Genomic DNA, 26,039 nt, shown 5'->3' on the forward strand with positions numbered 1-26,039 from the left:
GAGGATAGTAAATGAATTTTTTAAATGTATTATCCGTAGATGAAGTAAAAGAATTAATAAAAAAGAATTTTAGAAATATGAAAATAGAATCTGAAAAGATTAATATAATAGATTCTTTGGGTAAAGTATTGAGCTCAGATATAATATCAGAATGTAATGTACCTGATTTTGATAGATCAACTGTAGATGGATATGCAATAAGAAATAGTGATAGCCATGGTTGTAGTGATTCTATGCCTTCATTTTTGAACTTAGTAGGAGAAGTTGAGATGGGGTGTATAGCTAAAGAAAGTATATCATCTGGAAATGCTATTTATGTTCCTACAGGAGGTATGATGCCTGAAGGGGCTGATGCTGTTATAATGATAGAATATGTAGAAAAGCTAGACGAAAATACAATAGCTATACACAAGCCTGTATCCATAGGAGAAAACATTGTTTACAAAGGTGACGATATAAAAAATGGACAGATAGTATTAAATAAAGGGAAAAAAGTAGCTTACCAAGATATTGGAGTACTTGCAGCATTAGGTATTAAAGAGGTAGATGTTTATAAAGGCATAAAATTTTATATTATATCTACAGGAGATGAAATCATAGATATAGGTGAAGAATTAAAATTTGGGAAAATAAGGGATATAAATGGATATGCAATTCATGGACTTATAAGTAAGTTAGGTGGAACCGTCGTTAACAAAGTAATAGTTAAAGACGACTATAATTTATTGAGAGAAGAAGTGAAAAATGGTATAGAAGATAGTGATATAATATTAATTTCGGGGGGAAGTTCTGTAGGGGTTAGAGACTTTACTCATGATGTTATAAATTCCTTTGATGGACAAGGGATATTAGTACATGGAGTGGCACTAAAACCAGGTAAACCAACTATATTAGGAGAGTGTTGTAATAAACCAGTTTTTGGACTTCCAGGACATCCAGTTTCAGCTTTATTAGTTTTTAAAATATTTGTAGAATACCTTGTAAGTGAATTATTAAATATAAAAGATAATAATTATAGCATTAATGCTATTATAGATAGCAATCTGCATTCATCTCCAGGAAAACAAACATATCAAATGGTAAGTATAGAAGAAAGAGATGAAAAATACTATGCTATACCTAACTTTGGGAAATCATCTATGATAACGTTATTATCTAAGTCATGTGGATATGTAATTTTGGATGGAGATAATGAAGGACTATATAAAGGACAAGAGGTAAAAGTACATTTGTTTTAGGGGGAGAATAGATGAAAAAAGAAGATAGAAATATATATATATCAAACATAGATATAGATGAAGCTAAAGAACTTTATTTCTCTAAATTTAAATCTACCAAAATTGAATATGAAGAAATAAGCGTATATGACTCCTTAGATAGAGTTACATATAGCGCTGTATATGCAAATATATCATCTCCTCACTATAATAGTGCAGCAATGGACGGAATAGCGATTTTAGCACAAAATACATATGGAGCGAGCGAAATAAACCCAAAAGTTCTTACTAAAAATAAAGACTTTGTGTATGTAAACACAGGAAATGTTATAAAAGATATATATAATGCCGTTATAATGATAGAAGATGTTATAGAATTTGATGAGAATAGTATTAAAATATTATCTCCTGCATATCCATGGCAACATATAAGGCCTATAGGAGAGGATATAGTAGTTGGAGAGATGATAATACCATCTAGACATAAAGTTCGTCCTATGGATATAGGGGCATTAATTGCTGGTGGAATAAACAAAGTAATGGTATATAAAAAACCTAGTGTAGCTATTATACCTACAGGATCTGAAATAGTAGAGAGTGTGGAAGAACTAAAAGAAGGAAAAATAATAGATTCAAACTCAAGAGTTTTTGAAAACTTAGTTTTTAAATATGGAGGTATACCTAATAGATATTCTCCTCAAGAAGACAATTACCATAACTTAAAAAAACTTATAGAGGAAGCTTCTAAAAATAATGATATAGTAATAACAAATGCAGGTACATCAGCTGGAAGTGAAGATTATGTAGTTAAAATAATAAGAGAAATAGGCGAAGTAATAGTGCATGGAGTTGCATTAAAGCCAGGTAAACCAACTATACTAGGCATAATTAATGAAAAACCAATTATAGGTATACCAGGTTATCCTGTATCATCTTATATAGCATTTGAAGAGTTTGCTAAGCCTTTAATTTATAAGTATATTGGGTTAGAAAAAGAAAATGAAGAAATTTACGATGCTATATTATCAAAAAGATTAGTATCGTCACTTAAAAATAAAGAGATAGTAAGGGTAAACTTAGGTTATGTAAATAATAAGCTAATAGCAACTCCTTTAACTAGAGGGGCGGGGGTTACGATGAGTTTAGTTAAGGCAGATGGATTTTTAGAAATACCTAGGAAAAGTGAAGGTATAGATGCAGGAAGTAAAGTAGATGTTAGGATTATAAAATCTCTTGAAGAAATAAAAAGCTCATTAGTGTCAATAGGAAGTCATGATATAATAATGGATTTAATAGGGGATATGCTTAATTTGTCATCGGGACATGTTGGAAGTATGGGCGGAATAATGGCAATGAAGAGAAAAGAAGCTCATATAGCTCCAATACATTTATTAGACGAAAATACTGGAGAATACAATATAAGTTATATAAAAAAATATTTTAATAATGAAGATATGGCTTTAATAAAAGGTGTAAAGCGTCTTCAAGGATTTATAGTTCAAAGTGGAAATCCTAAGAATATAAATAATTTTGCAGATTTATCTAGAAAGGATTTATCGTATATAAACAGACAAAGAGGAGCTGGGACGAGAATTCTCCTAGATTATAATATAAAAAAATTAAACATAGATACAAATAGTGTAAATGGATATGAAAGAGAAATGAATACTCATATGGCTGTGGCTGTTAGTGTTAAAAGTGGATCTGCAGATACAGGATTAGGAGTTTTATCAGCTGCAAAAGCTATGGATTTAGATTTTGTACCAGTAGGATATGAAAGTTATGATTTTTTAGTATACAAAGAGAATTTAGAAGATGTTAAAATAAAAAAGTTCATATCTATATTAAAAAGTGATGAGTTTAAAGAAAAAATTAATGAACTTGGAGGATATGAACTAGACAACATAGGTGATGTTATTTATATAGGAGGATAAGATGGAATTAACTCATTTTAATGAACATGGAAAAGCTAAAATGGTAGATGTAAGTGAAAAAAATGATACTAAAAGAACTGCTATAGCTAAAGGAAGCATAGAGATGAATCCTGAAACTATAGAGGTAATAAAACAAGGAAAAATAAAAAAAGGGGATGTATTGTCTGTTGCTCAAGTAGGTGGAATAATGGGTGCAAAAAAAACATGGGATTTAATACCTATGTGCCACAATATATTTTTAAGCGGAGCAGATATAAATTTTAATGTACTAGAAGACGAAATAGAAATAGAAGCCACAGTTTCTACCATAGGAAAAACAGGAGTAGAAATGGAAGCGTTAACTGCTGTATCAATGGCTGCCCTTACTATATATGATATGTGTAAGGCTATAGATAAAGATATGGTTATAAATAATATAAGACTTGTAAAAAAAGTCGGGGGAAAAAGCGGAGAGTATGTAAGAAATGAATAAATTAGGAAAGGTATTATCAATAAATATAAGTGAAGAAAAAGGAATAAAAAAGTCCATAGAAAATGGCATTTTTAAACAAGATTATGGACTTCTAGGGGATAAACATTGCGGAAACCATAATAGGCAAGTTAGTTTATTAAGTATTGAAAGTATAAATAAAATAAAATCTCTCGGAGTAGAAGGATTATGTACTAGTAAATTTACAGAAAATATAACTACGCAAGATATTGTTTTATATGATTTGCATGTTGGATCTAAAATTAAAATAGGAGAAACTATTCAAGAGATTACTCAAATAGGTAAGGAATGTTACTCTCAATGTGAGATAAAAGCCAAATTAGATTGTGTTATGCCTAAAGAGGTAATATTCACAAAGGTAGTATTAGGTGGAAAAATAAGGTGTAATGACAAAATAGAAGTAATTGAATATATTAATGAATAAAGTGCTAGAAAGTTTCTAGCACTTTTTAATATCCAAAATATAAACTTGAGCAAGGTACTTGTATTTCAAGGTCATTGGCGACCTGAGTGTCGCGAATTTTACAATATAGGTGATAGTAATCTACCTATAGATTCTTTGATTTTTATAGATGTAGATCTTTCTGCATAAATTTGTTTTGTTAATTCCATAGAGTTTTTTATATCATTTTCAAATATATGTTTTTGTTTTAGTGCTATATCATTTGAATACATAAATGCATTTATCTCGAAATTTAGTGCAAAGCTACGTATATCCATATTTGCTGTTCCTATAGAACATAATAAGTCATCTATTACTATAGTTTTACAGTGTAGAAAAGAGTTCTTATCGTAAGTATAGACTTTGACTCCAAAATCTAAAAGTTCTCCTGCATAATAATAAGATGCCCAATAAACAAGAGGATGATCTGGCTTGCCTGGAATCATTATTCGTACATCTACTCCAGAAAGTGATGCTATTTTTAAAGAATCTAATAGGCTTGAATCTAAAATAAGATATGGAGATTGAATATATATATAATCTTTTGCCTTTTGTATCATTTTTAAATAGCCGTATTTTATTTCATCATATTCAAGTGAATCAGGTCCACTTGAAACTATTTGAATATCTACATCACCATTTTCACTATGGTCATTATATATATATTTTGTAAAGTCTATGTCCTCCTTAGAGGCATATCTCCAATCCATTATAAACCTAAGGTTTAGGCTATTTACAGCATTTCCTTGTATTTTTATGTGAGTATCTCTCCAATAGCCAAATTTAAGATTTTTTCCTAGGTATTCATCTCCTACATTAAATCCTCCAACAAAGCCAGTCTTTCCATCTATTACAACTGTTTTTCTATGATCTCTATAGTTTATGTTTAAGTTAAATATTTTTAAGAATGAAGGAAAAAATCCTTCGATTTTTCCTCCGTATCGTTTATATTTATTAAAGGATTTCATAGATAGTTTGCTACTTCCAACACTGTCATACAAAAGCCTAACTTCTACACCTTCTTTTAATTTATCAGTTAAGGCATTTATTATTTCTTTTCCTATAGTATCATCCTTAAATATATAAAATTGTATGTTTATAAACTTCTTCGCCTTTTTTATTTCTTGTAACAATTCATTAAAAAATTCACTTCCATCGGTATATATAGAAACTTTATTGTTTTTTGTATATAAAAATTTATTTAGTTTTAAAAACATAGATATAATGTCTTTATTAGTAGCTGTATGATTATCTAAATTGTAATCCTTATTTAACAAGATTTCTGTTTCAAATATGTATTTATCAAGTGCGTTATCTTCTTTGCTTTTTAATCTAAACATTTTATCTTTGCCTAAATATCTTCCAAATAAAAGATATAATATAAATCCTAAAGGAGGGAGAATTATTAAAACTAAAATCCAACCTAATGTTGAATACAAGCTTCTTCTTTCTCTGAAAACCAAATTAAGTACAACTAAAAAATTGATTATATATATAGTTGTTACTAAAATATTGTAGTTAGTTAGATATGACAATATAAATCCTCCTTGTTTAATATATCTTAATAATAAATAAATTAAATCATAATATAAAGTTTAGATAGAGTCAATATAAATAAAAAAAGTCCCTATTGGGACTTTTTATTATGCAGCGGTTTTATTTTCTACAATTGTTTCTGATTTTTCTATATACATAAAATAATATATAGCTCCAACGAATACTGCGCCACCTACTATGTTACCTAAAGTAACTGGTATTAAGTTATTAGCAAATATTGAAGATAGATTTAGGTTTGCTAAGTCAGCTGCCGTTTTATGAGAAGCTTCTATCCACGTATGATTAGACTTAGCAAAGAACCCCGCAAATAAATAACCCATATTTGCAATACTATGCTCAAATCCTAAAACTATGAATAAACATACTCCAGGAAAAATTGATGTTATTTTACCTGCCATATCTTTTGCACCGTAAGACATCCATACAGCGACACAAACTAACCAGTTACATAATATACCTGAAACGAAGGCAGGAATCCAAGCTAAGTGAACTTTACCTACAGCAGTTTTTATAACAACTCCACCATATACTCCATTACTCCAATCAAATACGCCAGTTAAACTTACCATCCAAGCAACTAATGCAGCACCTAATAAGTTACCAATCCAAACTAAAGCCCAGTTTTTAAAAGTTTTAGACCATGTAACTTTTTTGTTTAAAGCAGCCATTGCTATAAGAATATTTCCGGTGAATAAATCTGCACCAGCAACCAAAACAAGCATAAGACCTGCAGGGAATAAAAGGCCAGCTACAAGTTTACCAAGCCCATAAGTTTCAGGGTTTCCTAATAGATTGTGAGCAGCACCCATAGATCCTAAAGCTGCAAAAGCTATATAAGCCCCTGCTAAAAAGGCCGAAGCAAGTACTTTTTTTGTAGGGGTATTAGCTTTCTTTATACCTGCATCTATTGTGTACTGAGCTATTTCTGATGGAATAAGCATTTTTTTATCAGACATAAAAAACCTCCTTGAATTTACTAAGATGATATTGATAAATTTTTATAATTTCAAATCCTTAAATATTATACAATAAACTAATATTCTTGTATACAATGAACAAAAATTTAAATTAAAAAATATAACATAAAAAATTTTTTTTATATGTTTAGCTATGATAACTTTTTAACGTTTATGATATATTTAAATTAAGGGAATTTTTACCAAAAGGAGGGGTATTATGGAGAAGAGATTTTTAACACCTGTGGAGGTGGCAGAGGCTACTATAAGTAGTGGCGTTAAAAAAGCTAAATTAACCTCGCTGCATATGGTTTTATTAGGTATTTTAGCAGGTATGTTTATAGCTTTTGGAGGTTTTGGGAATGTACTAGTTACTCAAACACTATCTAACTTAGATGTAGGAGTAGCTAAGCTTTTAGGAGGTGCTGTATTTCCCATAGGATTAATGCTTGTCGTTGTTTGTGGGGCAGAATTATTTACAGGTAATAACCTTATGACATTAGCTTTATTAGATAAGAAAATAAATTTTTCACAAATGATGAAAAATTGGACATTAGTATATTTAGCTAACTTTATAGGATCTATGATAATAGTATTGTTAGTATATTATGGAGATATGCTAACTGGAACTGCAGCCCAAAAAGCTATAGCAGTTGCCAAATCTAAAGTAGAATTAAGTACCAGTGTTGCTTTTTTAAGGGGGATAATGTGCAATATAATTGTCGTATTAGCTGTATGGATGGCCACTGCATCTCAGGATATTGTATCCAAAATATTTGCATGCTGGTTTCCAATAATGTTATTTGTTTTATCGGGATTCGAGCATAGTGTTGCAAATATGTTCTTCTTACCTATAGCTATGTATATGGGGGCTGATATATCTTGGTATCAAGCGTGGTCCAACATCTTACCAGTCACAATAGGTAATATAGTAGGAGGAGGAATAATAGTTCCACTTATTTACTATGTATGTTATATATTCCCTAATAGACAACCAAAAGCTAAAGAAAAGTTAGCAGAAGTATTAAGAAAATAAATATTAAAAGGGCTTATATTAAGCCCTTTTAATATTTATTTTTATTTATAGAAATATAGGTATATACTTAAATATTGTTATTTTTTTTTGTATACATTATTATAATAGATATATACAATATTATAGTAGGCAAAATTAATTGTTATAAAGTAGGAGGAAATATAATGGATAAAAAATATATATATGAAAAGTTAATTCAGATATTAGATAAGGAAGATATATTAGTCGATGAACCTATGAAGAATCATACTTCTTTTAAAGTTGGAGGTTCTGCCGATATACTAGTTAAACCTAAAACAGAAGATCAAATAAAGAAAATAATATCTTTAGTTAAAGATGAGAAAGTTCCGTTCTTCTTGATGGGTAATGGTTCAAATTTACTTGTTAAAGATAATGGAATAAGAGGTATAGTAATAAAGATATCAGAAAATTTTAGCGAATTTAAAATAGAAGGAAATATAGTTGAGGCACAATCGGGAATACTATTATCAATAGTTGCTAAGAGTATACTTAGAAGTTCATTAGCTGGATTTGAATTTGCAAGTGGGATACCTGGAACTTTAGGTGGAGCATTAGCTATGAATGCAGGAGCCTATGGTGGAGAAATGAAGGATATAGTTAAATCTGTAAGAGTTATAGATATGGATGGAAATATATTTGAATTTGAAAATGAGGAAATGAAATTTGGATATAGAAGAAGTATAATTACGGACAAAAACTATATTGCGCTTTCTGCAAAATTAGAATTAAAACCAGGTAGTTATGAAGAAATAAGAGATAAAATGAATGAATTAACTCAAAAGAGAACAACAAAACAACCACTTAGTATGCCAAGTGCTGGAAGTACATTTAAAAGGCCAACAGGACACTTTGCTGGCAAGCTTATAGAAGATTGTGGTTTAAGAGGTCTTACTTTAAGAGGAGCTCAGGTATCTGAAAAGCATTGTGGATTTGTTGTAAGTTTAGGAGAAACTACTGCTAAAGATGTATTAAACTTAATATATGTTATAAAAAGCACTGTGTATGCTAAGTTTGGTGTGATGTTGGAGGAGGAAGTCAAAATCGTAGGAGAGGATTAATAATGAAAATTATAGCCGATTATCACACACATACAGTATATAGTCATGGAACTGGAACTATAGAGCAAAATATAGAAGTTGCTATGCTAAAGGGGTTAAAGACACTAGGTGTATCTGATCATAGTTATAGACATTTTTCTTATGGTGTAAAATATGAAAACATACCAAAAATGAGAGAAGAAATAGATAGGTTACAAGAAAAGTATAAGGAAATAAAAATACTTTTGGGTTTAGAAGCAAATATACTAGATAACAAAGGAAGTATAGATGTAGATGACAAAATATTAAAATTAGTAGATTATGTTATGGCCGGATATCACTTTGGATCTATTCCTAATAAAAAGGTAAAGGGTATATTTAATCACGCTTTTAATTTTGTAGGTTTAGATATGTTCACCAAAGATTACAATACAGAGGCTACTATTAATGCAATGAAAAATAATGATATATTTATAGTGACTCATCCAGGAGATAAAGGGGCTGTTTATATAGAAGAAGTAGCCAAAGCAGCAAAGAAGACTAATACTCACTTAGAGATAAACTCTCATCATGGGTATTTAACTAAAGAACAGCTAATTCTTATAAAGGATACTGGAGTTAAATTTATGATAGGTTCAGATGCTCATAGACCTGAAGATGTTGGGAGATTTGATGATGCAATAAAAAGAGTAAAAGATACAAAAGTAGACTTAAGATTGATAAGCAATGTAGAGGAATAACCGAAAGGGTGATAATAAATGAAATTTGTTATAGTAACGGGGTTATCTGGTTCGGGGAAAAGTGAGGCAATGAAGTCTTTAGAAGATATGGGATTTTATTGTGTAGATAATTTACCTCCAACTCTTATAACTAAATTTGCAGAGCTATGCTATCAATCTAATGGAACTGTAGATAAAGTAGCTTTAGGCATAGATATAAGAGGGAGAAAGTTTTTTGAAAAACTCCATGAAAGTTTGAGTTTTTTAAAAAAAGAAGGATATAGTTATGAAATATTATTTTTAGACTGTGCAGACCAAGTATTAGTTAAGAGATATAAAATGACGCGTAGAAGCCATCCTTTGTCACATAACATGGATATACTAGACGGAATAAAGCAAGAAAGAGAAATAATGAAACGATTAAAGAAAGATGCGGATTATATAATAGACACTACTAATATGAAGCCAAAAGATCTAAAGGATGAATTAAGTAATTTATATTTAGTAGGAGAAAATAACCCTAAGCTTACTATATCTGTATTATCATTTGGATTTAAACATGGAATACCTATAGATGCTGACTTAGTATTTGATGTTAGATTCTTACCTAATCCTTATTATATAGTAGAATTAAAAGAAAAGACAGGTGAGGACGAGGAAGTAAGGACCTATGTAATGAATTCTAAGGTGAGTATAGAGTTTTATAACAAATTAAAGGATATGGTAGATTTTTTAATACCTCAATATATAGAAGAAGGTAAAAACCATCTCGTTATATCTATAGGATGTACCGGAGGAAGGCATAGATCGGTTACTATAGCTAATTTATTATATGACTATCTTAAAGAAAGTGGATATAGAGTTCTAAAAAAACATAGAGATTACACATTAAAGTAAGATAGGTGGAGAAAATAATGCCAATTATTTTATATATAGCAGCTGTACTGGGGTGGGTTGCAATAATAATAGCTATATATTTATTATATAAAGTTAAAAAAGAAAGAGAAAATATAGAAGATATTAGTATAATGACAAAAGAACAAAAAGGACCTAAGGTAGTAGTTATAGGGGGCGGAACGGGCCAATCTATTTTTTTAAGAGGATTAAAACTATTTACTCAAAATATAACTGCTATTGTTACTGTTGCAGATGATGGAGGTGGTTCAGGTGTACTAAGAGAAGATCTTGGTATGCTTCCTCCTGGTGACATAAGAAACTGTTTACTTGCTTTAGCAAATATAGAACCCACTATGCAAGAGATTATGCAATATAGATTTACAGAAGGTAATTTAAAAGGTCAAAGCTTTGGAAACTTATTTTTAGCAGCTATGAACGGGATATATGGGAATTTTGAAACTGCAGTATATAAAATGTCTGAGATATTTGCAATAACCGGTAGAGTTTTACCAGTTACATTACAAAATGTGGATTTAATTGCAAAACTCAATAATGGAAATGTTATTAAGGGTGAATCAGCTATACCCATTCAATCTAAAAAACAACATAGCCCTATAGACAAAGTATATTTAGACCCTAAGGATGTAAAGCCTTTAGATGAGGTTATAAATGTGATACAAGATGCAGATATAATAGTTATAGGTCCGGGAAGTTTGTATACTAGTATAATGCCAAATTTATTAGTAAAAGGAGTTGTAGAAGCTATAAAAAACACAAATGCTCCAAAAGTTTATATAGCGAATATAATGACTCAACCTGGAGAAACTGATGAATACAATGTATATAAACATATAGAAGCTATAACAAAACACGTAGGGGAAAATATAATAGATATAATAATATCTAACAATGAAATATTAAGTGAAGATATACTTAAAAATTATAGACAGGACGGAGCAAGGCAAGTGCTTTTAGATGCCGAGCAAATGGAAAAGTTGTATGATATGGGAATTATGACAATAGAAACTAGCTTAGTTGAGGTAAAAAAGAATTATGTTAGACATGATGCTCAGCAGATCTCTAAGATAGTTATAGATTTGGCACTAAGTTATGCTTCTGATGATAATATAAAGTAAAAAAGGATTTTAGTACTTTTTGTAGAAATCCTTATTATTATGCTATGTTTTTAAGGAGTGAACATCTATGAGAGAAGAAGTTAGTGCCGGAGGAGTAGTACTGTTTGGTAATGCAATATTGTTACTCAAAAAGTATAATGGGGATTGGGTACTTCCAAAAGGAAAAGTAGAAGATGGCGAAGATAGACCAGATGCGGCCCTTAGGGAAGTTCTTGAGGAAACAGGAGTTAAAGCGGATATAATTAAATATCTAGGAGAAATTCATTATACCTTTAAAGAAAACTGGGATGAAAGTAGATCAGTTCATAAAACTGTCTATTGGTATTTAATGAAAGCAAGACATATGGATACTATTCCCCAAAAAGAAGAAGGATTTATAGATGCTAAATTTATACACCTAGATAGGGTAGTAGACTTAGCTAGATATGATGATGAAAAGGAAATTATAAAGGTAGCCCTTGAAGAAGTAAAAAGAAGAATTAAAAAGGGCCAATAATGTATAGGTGATATAAATGTCATTTTCAGCAAAAACAAAAAATGAGTTATCAAGATTGATATCTCCAAAAAAATGTTGTAATATAGCGGAGTTATCTGCCATTGTAAAATTAAGTGGAAGTTTACAACTTGCAGGAAATAAAAAAATAAATTTAAAGATAACAACCGAACACAACTCTATTGCTAGAAAAATATTTAAGCTATTAAAATTAAATTTTGGTATTAATACCAAAATATCTGTGAATAAGAATAAAACATTAAAGAAAAGTACTAGTTATGTACTCTTAGTAACTAGTGATATGGGGGCTATAAATTTATTAAAAGACTTAGGAATACTATGTAGTGAAGAAGATTTTTATACTATAAATACTGTTCCTGCTAATTTAATAAAAGATGAAAATTGTGCAAGGTCTTTTATAAGAGGAGCATTTTTGGGTGGAGGATCTATAAGTGATCCAGAAAAAAATTACCATTTAGAAATTGTAGCTAGTAATGAAGAATTTGCAGAATCCCTTAAAGAACTTATTAATTCGTTAGGGTTTAATTCTAAAATTGTAATTAGAAAAAACAACTATGTTGTTTATTTAAAAGAAAGTGAACAAATTTCAGATTTCCTGAGTATAATAGGTGCACACAATGCTCTTTTAAGTCTTCAAAATGTAAAAATAGTTAAAGAAATGAGAAACAATGTGAATAGAATTGTAAATTGTGAAACTGCTAATTTATCTAAAACAGTAAGTGCAGCAGTAAGACAAATAGACAATATAAAGTATATAAGAGATACAAAAGGGCTTGATTATATACCTAGAAATTTGAGGGAAATAGCTAACTTAAGAATAGAATATGAAGATTTGACTTTAAAAGAATTAGGAGAAATGTTAAATCCTCCTGTAGGAAAATCAGGTGTAAATCATAGACTTAGAAAAATAGAACAGATAGCAGAAGACCTAAGAGAAAAAAATGAATATAAATAAAATTAGGAGACTTGTATAGTCTCCTCTTTTAATATCCAACTTATAAACTTGAGCAAGTTTCCCACTTTTCAAGGTCGGTGGTGACATTAAGCACGAGAATTTTTCATTGTTCAGTTTTTGTGATAAAATATGTTTATATTTAAAATAAAAGGTAGGTGATAAGGATGAGTAAGAATTTTGTTCATCTGCATGTTCACACTGAGTACAGTTTATTGGATGGATTCTCCAGAATAGATAAGCTAGTCAAAAGAACTAAAGAACTTGGAATGAAATCAATAGCTATAACAGACCATGGTTGTATGTTTGGCGTTGTAGAATTTTATAAAAAGGCTAAGAAAGAAGGAATAAAGCCTATTATAGGATGTGAGGTATATACAGCTCCTAGGACACTAAAGGATAAAGATCCTAGTTTTGATAAATATCAAGGACATCTAGTATTATTGGCTAAAGACATTACTGGTTATCAAAATTTAATAAAGTTAGTTTCTACATCTTATGTAGAGGGGTTTTATTATAAACCTAGGGTAGATATAGAAGAGTTAAAAAAATATAGTGAAGGTATAATAGCGCTATCAGCTTGCTTAGCTGGTGATGTTCAACAGGCTATATTAAATAAAAATTATGAAAAGGCAAAAAAACTAGTATTAAATTATAGTGAAATATTTGGCCAAGATAATTTCTATCTTGAACTACAAGACCATAATATAAAAGAACAAAGAGAAGTAAATTCCGCATTATTAAAGCTATCTAAAGAGACTAATATACCATTAATTGCAACTAATGATATTCATTATGTTGATAAAAATGATGCAAAGATACATGATGTTCTTATGTGTATTCAAATGGGTAAAACAGTAGACGATCCAAATAGAATGAGATTTCAAAGTGAAGAATTTTATCTTAAGTCACCTGAAGAGATGTATGAACTGTTTCCTTATGCACAAGAGGCCCTAGAAAATACAGCTAAAATAGCAGATAGGTGCAATGTCGATTTTGACTTTGACACTATACATCTTCCAAAGTATGAAGTACCAAATGGGTACACACCAAATTCTTATTTAAGAGAATTATGCTATAGTGGATTAAAACAAAGATATAATAATTTATCAAAAGAGATAATTGAAAGACTAGATTATGAACTAGATATTATAGAGAAGATGGGATATATTGAGTATTTCCTTATAGTTTGGGATTTTATAAATTTTTCAAAAGAAAATAACATAATGGTAGGCCCTGGTAGAGGTAGTGCAGCAGGTTCTATAGTAGCATATACTCTTAATATAACAGATATAGATCCAATAAAATATTCATTGCTCTTTGAGCGTTTTTTAAATCCAGAGAGAGTATCAATGCCCGATATAGATATAGATTTTTGTTATGAGAGAAGAGAAGAAGTTATAGACTATGTAAAAAGAAAGTACGGAGATGACCATGTTGCACAAATAATAACATTTGGAACTATGGGAGCAAAGGCAGCTATAAGAGATGTAGGAAGAGTACTAGATATAAGCTATGCTCATGTAGATAAAATAGCTAAAGAAATACCTTTTGCAATAGGAATGACTATAGACAAGGCCCTTGAAATAAATAAAGATCTAAAGAAAATGTACGACGAAGATCCAGTAACTAAAGAAATAATAGACATATCTAGAGGCGTAGAAGGCATGCCAAGGCATGCATCAACTCACGCAGCGGGAGTAGTTATAGCAAAGGAGCCTGTAGACAGCTACGTCCCTTTATATAAGCATCAGGATGCTATAACAACGCAATTTACAATGACAACTCTTGAAGAATTAGGTCTGTTAAAAATGGACTTTTTAGGCCTTAGAACTCTTACAGTTGTAAGAGATGCCCTAGATTTAGTATATAAAAACCATGGAATTAAAATAGATTTTTCAAAAATGGAATATGATGACCCTAAGGTATATGAATTATTTAGTTCAGGAAATACCCTTGGAATATTTCAATTTGAAAGTGCTGGTATGAGAGCTTTTATGAAGCAATTAAAGCCTGATAGTTTTGAAGATATAGTAGCTGGCAATTCTTTATTTAGACCAGGTCCTATGGACTCTATACCTATGTATGTTAGGAATAAAAATAATCATGATGAAGTGACATATATTCATCCAAAACTAAAGCCTATACTAGAGGTCACCTATGGATGTTTAGTATACCAAGAACAGGTAATGCAAGTTGTGAGGGACTTAGGTGGCTACACTTATGGTAGAAGTGATTTAGTTAGACGTGCTATGGGTAAAAAGAAAATGGATGTAATGGAACAGGAAAGAAAGTATTTTATACATGGTAAGTTAGATGATAATGGAGATATAGAAATTCCAGGATGTATAAGAAATGGAATACCAGAAGATGCAGCAAATAAAATCTATGATGATATGATAGATTTCGCGAAATATGCTTTTAACAAATCACATTCTGCTGCATATGGTGTTTTAGCATATCAAACAGGGTACTTAAAAGCATATTATCCTGTAGAGTTTATGGCTGCTCTAATAACTAGTATAATGGGTAATAATGATAAAGTAGTAGAGTATATAAGAGAATGTAATTTACTAGGAATACAAGTATTAAAACCCGATATAAATAAAAGCTACTCCACATTTTCAGTTGAAAATGAAAATATAAGATTTGGACTATCTGCAATTAAAAACGTGGGAGTAAATGTAATAAATCATATAGCTGAAGAAAGAAAAGTCAACGGCGAATTTAAGGATTTCATAGACTTCTGCAAGAGAATAGAATCAAAGGATTTAAATAAACGTGTAATAGAAAGTTTGATAAAGTGTGGAGCATTTGATTCGATAAGTCCTAATAGAGCTCAACTTATAGCTGGGTATGAAAGTTTAATAGAAAGTATAATAAATGATAGAAAGAAAAATATACAAGGACAGGTATCTTTATTTGATACTATGGATATAGGGCTATCAAATGAAAGTACTATATATAGTTTGCCTAGGGTTTCTGAGTTTAATGAAAAAGAAAAGTTAAGTTTAGAAAAAGAAGTTCTAGGGTTATATGTAAGCGGTCATCCATTATCTCAATTTGAATATGAATTGAATTTAAATACAACAATAAGTAATAATATACTAAATGAATTAAAAGATGATAATGAAGAATATTTAAAACTAGATGAAAAAGAAATAATAATAGGTGGAATGATCGTAAATAAAACTATAAAAACAACAAGAAAAAACGATATAATGGCATTTATAGAATTAGAGGATCTATATGGGAGTATAGAAATAATGGTATTTCCTCAAATACTTCAAAAATATAATAATATATTGAAAGAAGATAATATAGTTTATGTAAAAGGAAAACTAAGTATAAAAGAAGAAGAAAATGCAAAAATTATAGCTAGACAATTTTCTGAAATAAAAAAAATAGATAACAAGTCTTTATATATAAGGATAGATAGTATGAGTAATAAGGATGCATTAAATAAGATAAAAGACTTGATGAACAGAAATATTGGAGATAGCGAGGTATATATTTTTGCACAAGATATAAAAAAGACATTTAAGTCTGAAGAATATATGGCAGAAATAAATGATGATCTAATATATCAACTAAAAAATATAATTGGAGAAGAAAATATAAAAGTTAAAATATAAAAAATTAAAAATCTATGATATAATAACAAAAAATGGAAAATATGTTGTTGTTTAATTTTTTTACAATTAATGGGATAAAAAAACAATATAGGGACTTAAGAGGTCCCTATATTGTAGTTATAAAGTAGATTAGGAGGTTATAACTATGAAGACAATAGCGATATTAACTAGTGGGGGAGATGCACCAGGTATGAATGCTGCCATAAGGGCAGTTGTAAGAACAGCTATATATTATGGTTGTAAGGTATACGGAATAAATAGAGGATACAAAGGACTTATAGAAGCTGATTTAAAAGAAATGAGTTTGTCTTCTGTAGGAGATATAATACATAGAGGTGGAACAATACTTAAATCTTCGAGATGTGAAGAATTTAAGACTGAAGAAGGAAGAAAAATAGCTGTAGAAGTTTTAAAAAAATATGATATAGATTGTCTTGTAGTAATAGGTGGAGATGGCTCATTTATGGGGGCCCAAGCACTAAGTAAAATGGGATTTCCAGCTATAGGATTACCTGGAACAATAGACAATGATCTAGCTTATACTGATTATACTATAGGTTTTGATACAGCTATAAATACTGTTTTAGATGCTATAGGAAAAATAAGAGATACGTCATCATCACATGAAAGAGTTAATATAGTTGAAGTTATGGGAAGACATTGTGGAGATATAGCTTTATACGCAGGACTTGCAGGTGGTGCAGAGACAGTTATAGTTCCTGAAGTCACATATAACATAGACGAATTGTGTGATAGATTAGACACAACTAAAAAAAGGGGAAAGAGACACAGCATAATAGTATTAGCTGAAGGGGTAGGAAGTGCTCAAGAACTTGGGAAAGAAATAATAAACAAAACAAAGGCTGATTTAAGAGTAACTGTATTAGGGCATGTTCAAAGGGGTGGAAGTCCATCTGCATTTGATAGAATATTAGCAAGTAAACTAGGAGCTAGAGCAGTGGAATTACTATTAGAAGGAAAGACTGCTAAAGTTGTAGGTATAAGGGATAATAAAATTATAGATATGGATATAAATGAAGCTTTATCAATGAAAAAAGATTTTGATGCTGATGTTTATAAACTAGTTAAAATCTTATCTATATAATAAATCACCTATGTATAGGAGGCGTAAATTATGATAAATAGTATGAAAAAAACGAAGATAGTATGCACACTGGGACCTGCAAGTGAAAATGAAGAGGTTCTAAGAGAACTTGTAAAAAATGGACTAAATGTATGTAGATTCAATTTTTCTCATGGAACCCATGAAGAACAAAAAAGTAGATTAGATATAGCTAAAAAGGTAAGGGAAGAACTAAATAAGCCAATAGCTTTATTATTAGATACAAAAGGCCCTGAAATAAGAACAGGAAACTTTGCAGATCCAGAAGTTTTATTAGAAGAGGGGCAAAAATTCATTATAACTATGAGAGATGTTGTAGGAACTAAGGAAATATGCACTGTAAGTTATAAAGGATTAGCTGGGGATGTTAAACCTGGAGATAGAATATTAATAGATGACGGTTTAGTTGGATTAAGAGTAGATGAAGTAAATACTGATGATATATCATGTACAGTTGAAAATTCGGGTATAGTCAAAAATCATAAAGGGGTAAACGTTCCTGGAGTAAAAATAAACTTACCTGCCTTAACTTCTAAGGATATAGGTGATATAGAATTCGGAATAAGAGAAGGCATGGATTATATAGCAGCTTCTTTCGTAAGAAAAGCAACAGATGTTTTGGCAATAAGAGAAGTTCTAGAAAAACATAATGCTACAGATATACAAATAATATCTAAAATAGAAAATCAAGAAGGTGTTGAAAATATAGATGAAATACTAAAAGTTTCTGACGGTATAATGGTTGCAAGAGGAGACTTAGGTGTTGAGATACCTACAGAAGAAATACCTATAGTTCAAAAGATGATAATAAAAAAATGTAATGAATTAGGAAAACCAGTTATAACAGCTACTCAAATGCTTGATTCTATGATAAGAAATCCAAGACCTACAAGAGCAGAAGTAACAGATGTTGCAAACTCTATATACGATGGAACAGATGCAATAATGTTATCAGGTGAAACTGCAGCAGGCAAATATCCAATAGAGGCTGTTAAGACTATGGCTAAAATAGCTAAAAGAACAGAAGAAACTTTAAATTATAATGAGTTGTTAAAGGATAAAAAAATAACAGAAATAACTGTTACTGATGCAATAAGCCATGCAACATGTACTACTGCAGTAGATTTAAGCGCAACTGCTATAGTGACAGCTACATCATCTGGACATACTGCAAGGATGGTATCTAAGTTTAGACCTAAATGCGCTATAATTGCTACTACAGATGATGAGAAAGTTATGAGAATACTTGCATTGTCTTGGGGAGTGTATCCAGTTAAATCAGCTCAAGCTGGGAATACAGATGAAGTTATAGATAACTCAATAAAGGCAGCTAAAGAAGCTGGATTCATAAAAAATGGAGAACTAGTTGTTATAACTGCAGGAGTTCCAGTTGGGGTAACAGGAACCACTAACTTAATAAAAGTACATGTAATAAGTGAAGAAATAACAAAAGGGATAGGTGTAGGAAATGGAACTGTAGAAGGAAGAGTCCATCTTATAACTAAACCAGGCACAACATTAGATTTCGAAGAAGGAGATATATTAGTAACTACAATGACTGATTCTGATATGAACCCATATATAGAAAAATCAGGAGCTATAATAACTGAAGAAGGTGGTATGACATCACATGCCGCAATAGTAGGCTTAAACATGAACAAACCGGTTATATTATCAGCTAAGAATATAACTAAATTGGTTAAAAATGGAGATGTTATAACAGTAGATGCTGCAAGAGGAGTAGTATATAAAGGCTCAACTAGAGTTTTATAAAAATATAATAATAAAAAGGGCAGGGCTTGTAAATGTTGATATTACAAGTCTTGTCCTTTTTTAGATTTTTGATTAAATATTAACAATTTACAGAAAAAAGAATTGAGAAAAATTAAACAATTCAAAAAAAATTAAAAAGAATGCATAAAAGGACATTAATGCTAGTATTATTAATTAAAATATAAAAAGGGGGGAACATTATATGTCTGAATCAAGAGAAAACTGGGGGTCCAAGATAGGCTTAATATTAGCTATGGCAGGTAATGCTGTAGGATTAGGTAACTTCTGGAGATTCCCGTACCAAGCCGCATCTAACGGCGGTGGAGCATTTATGATACCTTATTTCTTCGCACTTTTAGTAATAGGTATCCCAGTAATGTTAATAGAATGGAATATAGGTCGTTTTGGAGGAAAGTTTGGTCATGGAACAGTAGGACCTATGATCTATGTTCAAAGTAGAAACTCTATAGCTCCTAGGAAAGCATTAATGATTGGAGCATTATGTGGATCCATAGCTTTTGCAGTGTCATTATTAGTAAACTCATATTACAATCATATAATAGGATGGACATTGGGATATAGCTTCTTATCATTAACCGGAGGTTATATGGATAAGGCTGTTTCAACAACCGATATATTCTTAAAATATATACAAGATCCAACATCTTTAATATTCTGGTTTGTAGCTTTAGTTTCTTTAGGATTTGCAGTAACAAGAGGTATACAAAAAGGTATAGAAGCATGGGCTAAAATGATGATGCCTACATTATATGTATTTGGTATAGTATTAGCAATAAGAGCACTTACAATAGGATCTCCTGTAAACCCAGATTGGAGTTCTATAGGAGGACTTGGATATATATGGAATCCTGATTTTTCAGCATTAAACTGGAAAGCAGCACTTGCAGCAGCAGGTCAAATATTCTTTACATTATCTTTAGGTATGGGTATAGTATGTAACTATGCATCTTACTTAAAGCCAGATGAAGATATAATAGTATCTTCAATAGCTATGATATCATTAAATGAATTTGCTGAAGTTATACTTGGTGGTACAGCTGTTATACCTATAGCTTATGCATTCTTAGGTCAAGATGGTGTAGCTGGTGGAGTAGGTCTTTCATTTATGGCATTACCTAACGTATTTAGAACTATGGGTGGAGGACAAATATTTGGAGCTATGTGGTTCTTATTATTATTCTTCGCTGGATTTACATCTGCTATAGCAATGTATAACTACTTAGTTGCTATATTAGAAGAAGATATGGGAGTAAGCAGAAAGAAAGCATCTTTAATAGTATTTGCAGGATATATAGCAGTTGGTCTTCCTGTTGGTATAGAACCAATAGTAACACAAAGTGGTACTTTAGCATATTTCTCAGAAGTTGACTGGATGGTAGGAACATACTTGCTAATAGTTTTAGGTTTACTTGAAACTATAATAGTAGGATGGATAGTAGGCGGTAGTGCATTAGAAGAAATGAACAAAGGTGGATTGTGGAAAGTTCCAAAATGGTACTTTAAATTATTCCATCAATTCTTAACTCCTGTTACATTAATAGTGTTCCTTACATTCTCTACAATAGATTTTGCAAAAGCTGGATACTTTACACTAAGTCCTTCATATGTAGAAGCTCAATTTGTACCTTGGGTAAATGGAGCAAGGGCAGTAATATTAGCTGTGTTAATAATAGGATTTGTTCAAGCATATAAATCTATAAAACAAAAATATAGAAAAGAAATAGACGAAAATAAGGTTACAACAGTTTAATTCAAAGGGGGAATTAGCGTGACTGGTGCTGGATGGGTATTCTTAGGCGTAATTTGGACCGCTATAGTTATAACTATATTTGTAAGTTTGAAAAAGATAGTAGGAAATAAATAAAATAAAAAGCCCTCATCTTTAAGATGAGGGTTTTAATACATAAGATACAAGCATATAATGTATAAATGAAAACAATGGGGGGATAAAAATGAAGTGTAATACACTTATATCAAGTATAAAGCAAGTAAGAAATGAAATAAAGAATATATCATGTTTAAAAGAAAGTAAGAAAGAAAAATACATAGCTACTTTGGAAAACTTACAGGATAAATATGAAAAATTAGAAGTACCTGATAATCTTAAAGATGAATACAATGCTTTATATAATAAGGGTAATGAATTGTTAAAGGAGCTTAGAAATAACAATAATAAAAAAATAAGTGATAATATAGAAGCATATATAAGGTATTTGAAAGCTGCTATACATGATTTTGAAGGTACTTCTAATTATTTACGTAAGTATATCTCATCTTTTGTACTAGCATCAATGCTATTTTTAGCTTTAACACCTCAATACTATGGATATATGCTTCCAGTTTTATTTTTTCTTCCTATATATTTAGGATTAAAAGGTGTTAAAAACAGATCTATAACAGGATTTTATATGAGTATGTCTGTTGTTCCAGTGGCACTTATGACAGCTTTTATGTGGATAAATAATGGGATAAATGTCTTAAAAGATTATAATGGAGCATTAAGAGCCGTAACTGATGATGGAGTATCAGGCACATTAGCTCAAGTTTTGGTTTATGGAGCTCCTTTACTAGGAGTAGTTTTATTAATTTTCGCACTAGCACAACTATATAGAGGGTATAAATGTAAGGATTTATTTGTATAATAATAAAATATGGATAAAATATATTAAAAATGGGAGGTTTATACCTCTCATTTTTTTGACTAAAAAACTTTATTTTGATAAAATAATTTGATATGAATTAAATTAAATACAAAGGAGATTTCCCTATGTTAATAGATAATAAAGAGTATATAGTTGATATAGTAGATGTAGGACAAGGTGGAGTTGGAATAGGAAAGTACAATGGTTTTACTGTATTTGTAGAAGGTGGATTAATAGATGATAAACTTAAGGTTAGAATAATTAACTCTAAAAAGAAATATTCTGTTGGAGAAATAGTAGAAATAATTAATAAATCACCGTATAGAGTTGATAGAAATTGTGATGAATCTCTAAAAGAGTGCGGAGGTTGTCAAATACAAGAGCTAGATTATAAAAAACAATTGGATATAAAAACTAATGAAGTAAAACAAACTATATCTAGAATAGGTAAACTAGAAGATGTTGTTATACATGAAACAATTGGAATGGATGTTCCTTTTAGATATAGAAACAAGGCTCAATTTCCTATAGGAAAGAAAAATGGCGAAACTGTATTAGGATTTTATAAAAAGAAAAGTCATGAAATAATACCTTCTAACAAGTGTGTTATACAACATGATCTAAACGATAAAATACTTCAAATAGTAAAAACATACATAGATAATTATAAAATAAGTGTGTATGATGAAAGCAAACATACTGGACTTGTAAGACATCTAGTAACTAAAATAGGATTTAAAACAGGAGAGGTAATGGTTGTATTAGTTATAAATGGAAACCAACTACCTAATACACAAGAATTAGTACATGTATTAAAAGAAAGTGTTCCAGGATTTAAAACGCTGGTATTAAATATAAACAAAGAAAAAACTAATGCTATACTTGGAAAAACAAATAAGACTATATATGGAGATGGAAGAATAAATGACTATATAGGAGAATTATTATTTGAAATATCCCCTTTATCATTTTTTCAAGTCAATCCTATTCAAACAGAAATTTTATACAATAAGGCTTTAGAATATGCAAATCTAAAAGAAAATGATGTTGTATTTGATATATACTGCGGAATAGGTACAATATCTTTATTTTTAGCCCAAAAGGCAAATAAAGTATATGGAATAGAAATAGTTGAAGATGCTATAAAAGATGCTAAAAGAAATGCAGATTTAAATAATCTTCATAACACAGAATTTTATGCAGGAAAAGCAGAGGAAGTAGTTCCAAGATTGTATAAGAAAGGAAAGAAAGCCAATGTTGTAGTTGTAGACCCTCCAAGAAAAGGGTGCGATGAAAGAGTTTTAGACACAATAGTTTCTATGGAACCAGATAGAGTGGTATACGTTTCATGTAATCCATCTACATTGGCAAGGGATTTAAATTACTTAAATCAAAAGGGATATAAGTGTGTTGAAATACAACCAGTAGATATGTTCCCTCATACTATGCATGTTGAGTGTGTTGCGCTGATAGAGAAGAAATAGTTTGATTTTGGGATTTAAATGATTATATTAGCAAAAGTTAAATTTAGTGAAGAGGAATGATTTATAAAATATGAAATCCTTAATTATATATTGTTCTGACTATAAGAATAACACTGAAAAAATTGCACGGATATTTGCTGAGAAAATCGATTCTGACTTAATAAACATAAGGAATGTTAGTGATATTGACATAGAAAATTATAATTTGATTGGATTAGGTTCTGGAGTGTATAGGGAGAGCCTTTCACCAAAGCTGTTTAAACTGGTTGATAAATTGAATTTAAGTGGTAAAAATGTTTTTGTCTTTTCAACTAGTGGAGTTGGCATGAAGTTTTATAACAATAAGCTAATTAAGTTTTTGGTGTCAAAGGGAGCGATAAATAAGGGTAGTTTTGCATGTAAGGGTAGCTTTGTAGCACGAGAATTTAGTAACAATAAGATTTTTGATATTATGGGTAAATTATCACAGGGGCATCCAGATGATAAGGATTTTAAAGAAGCAAAAAGGTTTATTGGTAGGGTAGTGGATTCACTTTAAATTTATGGAGCTTATAGACAAAATAGGTTAAAATTTAGTTGTATTTTGTAATCCCTCAGACAATTGGTTGAGGGATTTTTATTTTTTATAAACTTTTATAATTTTAAAGATAATTGTCTTGAGTGTAAATATTATCACATAAGATTAAATATAGAATTATTTATTTAAGAATCATTAATATCTAAACTGATGAAATATTAATTCTAAATTTTGTTTTAAAAAATAGGGGTGGGTGCTATGAAAAATGAAACAGAAAATCAATTAGAAAAGCCTACGGAAGAACCTATAGAAGAATCCATGGAAAAACCTATTGAAGAGGTATTAGAAAAAACTATCGAAAAATATATAGAAACCCTACCAGAAGAAGTGGCAAAAGAATCTACAGAGGAGTTAGCTGAAGAATTTATAAACGATACAATAGATGAGCCCGTAGAAAGGCAGATAAAAAATTATAGGAAAATAGCTATAAGTGTAGGGATATCTATTTGCACCTTACTTATTATTTATTTTGGAATGGCTATGTATTTTATGAATCACTTTAATTTTAACACTAAAATTAATAATATTAGTGTATCAGGAAAATCTGTAGCGGATGCAAAAGAAGCAATGGCATATAACCTTCAGGACTATACATTAAATCTAAAAGAGCGAGGAGGTAAGATTGAACAAATAAAAGCTACTGATATAGGTTTAAAGTATAGCTTAGATGAAGAATTCGTTAAGGAATTTAAAGATAAACAAAATCCTTTTAACTGGATTTTAGAGTGTTTTAATAAAGAGAAATCTAAAATGACAGTAGGATTTTCATATAATGAAGAGCTATTAAAAAAACAAATAACTGATCTATCTTTTTTAGATGAGAATAATGTAATTGAACCTAAGAATCCTAGTTTTAAATATTCAGATAACATCTATACAATTGTAGACGAAGATCCTGGAAATAAGGTAGATAAAGACATTATATATTCACATATAGTAGAATCAATACTTAAGGGAAAAACTGAAATAGATCTAGAATTAGAAGGTTGCTACATAAAGCCTCAATATGATTCAAAGTCAAAAAAGACTATAGAAGTTAGGGATACCCTTAATAAATATGTATCTTCAAAAGTTACATATACTTTTGAAAATAGTAAAGAGATTTTAGATGGTTCTGTAATAAATAAGTGGCTAAAAGTAAATGAAAAATTTGAAGCTACAGTTGATGAAGAAAAGGTAGAAGATTATATGGATACACTCTCTAAAAATTATAGTACAGTTGGAAAGACAAGAGATTTTGTAACATCGTCAGGAAAAACCATAAAAATTAGTGGTGGAGATTATGGATGGAATATTGATAAAACTAAAGAAACACAAAATTTAATCTCAGCAATAAAAGAAGGAAAAAATATAACAAAAGAACCAGAATATAATCAAACAGCATTTTCTAGTGGTAAAAATGATATTGGAAATACCTACGTAGAAATAGATATAACGAACCAACATATATGGTTTTACAAAAAAGGATCTTTAATAGTACAAGGAGATATCGTTACAGGTAATGTGAAAAATAATAATGCAACACCTAAAGGAATTTATAGATTAAAATATAAAGCGAGCAATGTTGTACTTAGGGGCAGAGATTATGCTGCTCCGGTTACCTTTTGGATGCCATTTAATGGAGGTATAGGAATTCATGATGCTAGCTGGAGAAGTGTATTTGGAGGAGATATCTATAAGACAAATGGTTCTCATGGTTGTATAAATTCACCATACAATGTAGCAAAGGCAATATTTTATAATGTTGATGTGAATACTCCTGTAGTTTGTTATTAGAAAACAGTTGTAGAATAAATAACTTAGACTAGTTTTAAGAAATTGCTTAAAACTAGTTTTTTTATATTATGTAAAATCTAAATAAAGAAATAGGTTAAAA

21 protein-coding genes are annotated in these 26,039 nt (G+C 30.1%); 19 read left to right on the forward strand and 2 right to left on the reverse strand.

Annotated features, from left to right (window positions below; all coding sequences use genetic code 11):
- The first annotated feature begins 11 nt into the window (after window positions 1-11).
- From ACUSRV_RS09085 to ACUSRV_RS09100, 4 genes are read left to right on the forward strand one after another with little or no spacing between them, the layout of a single operon-like run.
- Window positions 12-1,238, forward strand: a complete 1,227-nt coding sequence (locus tag ACUSRV_RS09085) for a molybdopterin molybdotransferase MoeA (RefSeq protein ID WP_490141628.1) — start codon at window positions 12-14, stop codon at window positions 1,236-1,238.
- A gap of 11 nt (window positions 1,239-1,249) precedes the next feature.
- Window positions 1,250-3,151 carry a molybdopterin biosynthesis protein gene (locus ACUSRV_RS09090; protein ID WP_490141629.1) on the forward strand — a complete coding sequence of 634 codons (1,902 nt, stop codon included), beginning with the start codon at window positions 1,250-1,252 and terminating at the stop codon, window positions 3,149-3,151.
- Between the two features lies 1 nt (window position 3,152).
- Entirely contained in the window at window positions 3,153-3,623 is a 471-nt protein-coding gene (gene moaC / locus ACUSRV_RS09095) for a cyclic pyranopterin monophosphate synthase MoaC (RefSeq protein ID WP_490141630.1), read from the forward strand.
- Window positions 3,616-4,065, forward strand: a complete 450-nt coding sequence (locus ACUSRV_RS09100) for an MOSC domain-containing protein (RefSeq protein ID WP_490141631.1) — start codon at window positions 3,616-3,618, stop codon at window positions 4,063-4,065. Before moaC ends, ACUSRV_RS09100 begins: the two co-directional genes overlap by 8 nt.
- Before the next feature lie 98 nt (window positions 4,066-4,163).
- Here the strand turns inward: ACUSRV_RS09100 and cls are convergent, their stop codons facing one another.
- Both cls and ACUSRV_RS09110 read right to left on the reverse strand, forming a co-directional pair.
- Entirely contained in the window at window positions 4,164-5,618 is a 1,455-nt protein-coding gene (gene cls / locus ACUSRV_RS09105) for a cardiolipin synthase (protein WP_490141632.1), read from the reverse strand.
- 108 nt (window positions 5,619-5,726) lie between these two features.
- Window positions 5,727-6,596, reverse strand: a complete 870-nt coding sequence (locus ACUSRV_RS09110) for a formate/nitrite transporter family protein (protein ID WP_490141633.1) — start codon at window positions 6,594-6,596, stop codon at window positions 5,727-5,729.
- A gap of 220 nt (window positions 6,597-6,816) precedes the next feature.
- Between ACUSRV_RS09110 and ACUSRV_RS09115 the strand changes: the two genes are divergently transcribed.
- From ACUSRV_RS09115 to ACUSRV_RS09185, 15 genes are all read left to right on the forward strand, one after another.
- On the forward strand, window positions 6,817-7,632 hold the full coding sequence (locus ACUSRV_RS09115; RefSeq protein ID WP_490141634.1) for a formate/nitrite transporter family protein: 816 nt from the start codon (window positions 6,817-6,819) through the stop codon (window positions 7,630-7,632).
- Between the two features lie 164 nt (window positions 7,633-7,796).
- On the forward strand, window positions 7,797-8,711 hold the full coding sequence (gene murB, locus ACUSRV_RS09120; protein WP_490141635.1) for a UDP-N-acetylmuramate dehydrogenase: 915 nt from the start codon (window positions 7,797-7,799) through the stop codon (window positions 8,709-8,711).
- Window positions 8,712-8,713: 2 nt separating this feature from the next.
- Window positions 8,714-9,430: a PHP domain-containing protein gene (locus ACUSRV_RS09125; RefSeq protein WP_490141636.1), complete on the forward strand. Its 717-nt coding sequence runs from the start codon at window positions 8,714-8,716 to the stop codon at window positions 9,428-9,430.
- An 18-nt stretch (window positions 9,431-9,448) separates the two neighbouring features.
- Entirely contained in the window at window positions 9,449-10,306 is an 858-nt protein-coding gene (rapZ, locus tag ACUSRV_RS09130) for an RNase adapter RapZ (RefSeq protein ID WP_490141637.1), read from the forward strand.
- Between the two features lie 17 nt (window positions 10,307-10,323).
- The gene (locus ACUSRV_RS09135; protein WP_490141638.1) at window positions 10,324-11,442 is read left to right on the forward strand and encodes a gluconeogenesis factor YvcK family protein; all 1,119 of its coding nucleotides are present in this window, start codon (window positions 10,324-10,326) and stop codon (window positions 11,440-11,442) included.
- A gap of 67 nt (window positions 11,443-11,509) precedes the next feature.
- Window positions 11,510-11,938 carry an NUDIX hydrolase gene (locus ACUSRV_RS09140; protein ID WP_490141639.1) on the forward strand — a complete coding sequence of 143 codons (429 nt, stop codon included), beginning with the start codon at window positions 11,510-11,512 and terminating at the stop codon, window positions 11,936-11,938.
- A gap of 16 nt (window positions 11,939-11,954) precedes the next feature.
- Window positions 11,955-12,911 (forward strand): DNA-binding protein WhiA, encoded by a 957-nt coding sequence (whiA, locus tag ACUSRV_RS09145; RefSeq protein WP_490141640.1) that lies wholly within the window; start codon window positions 11,955-11,957, stop codon window positions 12,909-12,911.
- 164 nt (window positions 12,912-13,075) lie between these two features.
- Window positions 13,076-16,543: a DNA polymerase III subunit alpha gene (locus tag ACUSRV_RS09150; RefSeq protein WP_490141641.1), complete on the forward strand. Its 3,468-nt coding sequence runs from the start codon at window positions 13,076-13,078 to the stop codon at window positions 16,541-16,543.
- Window positions 16,544-16,688: 145 nt separating this feature from the next.
- Window positions 16,689-17,648: a 6-phosphofructokinase gene (gene pfkA, locus ACUSRV_RS09155; protein WP_490141642.1), complete on the forward strand. Its 960-nt coding sequence runs from the start codon at window positions 16,689-16,691 to the stop codon at window positions 17,646-17,648.
- Window positions 17,649-17,678: 30 nt separating this feature from the next.
- Window positions 17,679-19,439 (forward strand): pyruvate kinase, encoded by a 1,761-nt coding sequence (gene pyk, locus ACUSRV_RS09160; RefSeq protein WP_490141643.1) that lies wholly within the window; start codon window positions 17,679-17,681, stop codon window positions 19,437-19,439.
- 202 nt (window positions 19,440-19,641) lie between these two features.
- Entirely contained in the window at window positions 19,642-21,210 is a 1,569-nt protein-coding gene (locus ACUSRV_RS09165) for a sodium:neurotransmitter symporter family protein (RefSeq protein ID WP_490141644.1), read from the forward strand.
- 202 nt (window positions 21,211-21,412) lie between these two features.
- On the forward strand, window positions 21,413-22,102 hold the full coding sequence (locus ACUSRV_RS09170) for a hypothetical protein (protein ID WP_490141645.1): 690 nt from the start codon (window positions 21,413-21,415) through the stop codon (window positions 22,100-22,102).
- A gap of 125 nt (window positions 22,103-22,227) precedes the next feature.
- Window positions 22,228-23,586 (forward strand): 23S rRNA (uracil(1939)-C(5))-methyltransferase RlmD, encoded by a 1,359-nt coding sequence (gene rlmD, locus ACUSRV_RS09175; protein ID WP_490141646.1) that lies wholly within the window; start codon window positions 22,228-22,230, stop codon window positions 23,584-23,586.
- Window positions 23,587-23,656: 70 nt separating this feature from the next.
- The gene (locus ACUSRV_RS09180) at window positions 23,657-24,124 is read left to right on the forward strand and encodes a flavodoxin family protein (protein ID WP_490141647.1); all 468 of its coding nucleotides are present in this window, start codon (window positions 23,657-23,659) and stop codon (window positions 24,122-24,124) included.
- Between the two features lie 237 nt (window positions 24,125-24,361).
- On the forward strand, window positions 24,362-25,939 hold the full coding sequence (locus ACUSRV_RS09185) for a L,D-transpeptidase family protein (protein WP_490141648.1): 1,578 nt from the start codon (window positions 24,362-24,364) through the stop codon (window positions 25,937-25,939).
- Window positions 25,940-26,039 lie beyond the last annotated feature (100 nt).

The sequence above is a fragment of the Sporacetigenium sp. TC11 genome (assembly GCF_058146105.1).

What these genes read in the sequence shown, in the direction of transcription:
- ACUSRV_RS09110 (WP_490141633.1), bottom strand. Translation starts at nt 6,596, where the DNA reads ATGTCTGATAAAAAAATGCTTATTCCATCAGAAATAGCTCAGTACACA.
- ACUSRV_RS09115 (WP_490141634.1), top strand. Translation starts at nt 6,817, where the DNA reads ATGGAGAAGAGATTTTTAACACCTGTGGAGGTGGCAGAGGCTACTATA.
- ACUSRV_RS09085 (WP_490141628.1), top strand. Translation starts at nt 12, where the DNA reads ATGAATTTTTTAAATGTATTATCCGTAGATGAAGTAAAAGAATTAATA.
- murB (WP_490141635.1), top strand. Translation starts at nt 7,797, where the DNA reads ATGGATAAAAAATATATATATGAAAAGTTAATTCAGATATTAGATAAG.
- rapZ (WP_490141637.1), top strand. Translation starts at nt 9,449, where the DNA reads ATGAAATTTGTTATAGTAACGGGGTTATCTGGTTCGGGGAAAAGTGAG.
- ACUSRV_RS09125 (WP_490141636.1), top strand. Translation starts at nt 8,714, where the DNA reads ATGAAAATTATAGCCGATTATCACACACATACAGTATATAGTCATGGA.
- ACUSRV_RS09150 (WP_490141641.1), top strand. Translation starts at nt 13,076, where the DNA reads ATGAGTAAGAATTTTGTTCATCTGCATGTTCACACTGAGTACAGTTTA.
- ACUSRV_RS09165 (WP_490141644.1), top strand. Translation starts at nt 19,642, where the DNA reads ATGTCTGAATCAAGAGAAAACTGGGGGTCCAAGATAGGCTTAATATTA.
- ACUSRV_RS09100 (WP_490141631.1), top strand. Translation starts at nt 3,616, where the DNA reads ATGAATAAATTAGGAAAGGTATTATCAATAAATATAAGTGAAGAAAAA.
- ACUSRV_RS09135 (WP_490141638.1), top strand. Translation starts at nt 10,324, where the DNA reads ATGCCAATTATTTTATATATAGCAGCTGTACTGGGGTGGGTTGCAATA.
- ACUSRV_RS09180 (WP_490141647.1), top strand. Translation starts at nt 23,657, where the DNA reads ATGAAATCCTTAATTATATATTGTTCTGACTATAAGAATAACACTGAA.
- ACUSRV_RS09185 (WP_490141648.1), top strand. Translation starts at nt 24,362, where the DNA reads ATGAAAAATGAAACAGAAAATCAATTAGAAAAGCCTACGGAAGAACCT.
- pfkA (WP_490141642.1), top strand. Translation starts at nt 16,689, where the DNA reads ATGAAGACAATAGCGATATTAACTAGTGGGGGAGATGCACCAGGTATG.
- ACUSRV_RS09170 (WP_490141645.1), top strand. Translation starts at nt 21,413, where the DNA reads ATGAAGTGTAATACACTTATATCAAGTATAAAGCAAGTAAGAAATGAA.
- rlmD (WP_490141646.1), top strand. Translation starts at nt 22,228, where the DNA reads ATGTTAATAGATAATAAAGAGTATATAGTTGATATAGTAGATGTAGGA.
- ACUSRV_RS09090 (WP_490141629.1), top strand. Translation starts at nt 1,250, where the DNA reads ATGAAAAAAGAAGATAGAAATATATATATATCAAACATAGATATAGAT.
- pyk (WP_490141643.1), top strand. Translation starts at nt 17,679, where the DNA reads ATGATAAATAGTATGAAAAAAACGAAGATAGTATGCACACTGGGACCT.
- whiA (WP_490141640.1), top strand. Translation starts at nt 11,955, where the DNA reads ATGTCATTTTCAGCAAAAACAAAAAATGAGTTATCAAGATTGATATCT.
- ACUSRV_RS09140 (WP_490141639.1), top strand. Translation starts at nt 11,510, where the DNA reads ATGAGAGAAGAAGTTAGTGCCGGAGGAGTAGTACTGTTTGGTAATGCA.
- moaC (WP_490141630.1), top strand. Translation starts at nt 3,153, where the DNA reads ATGGAATTAACTCATTTTAATGAACATGGAAAAGCTAAAATGGTAGAT.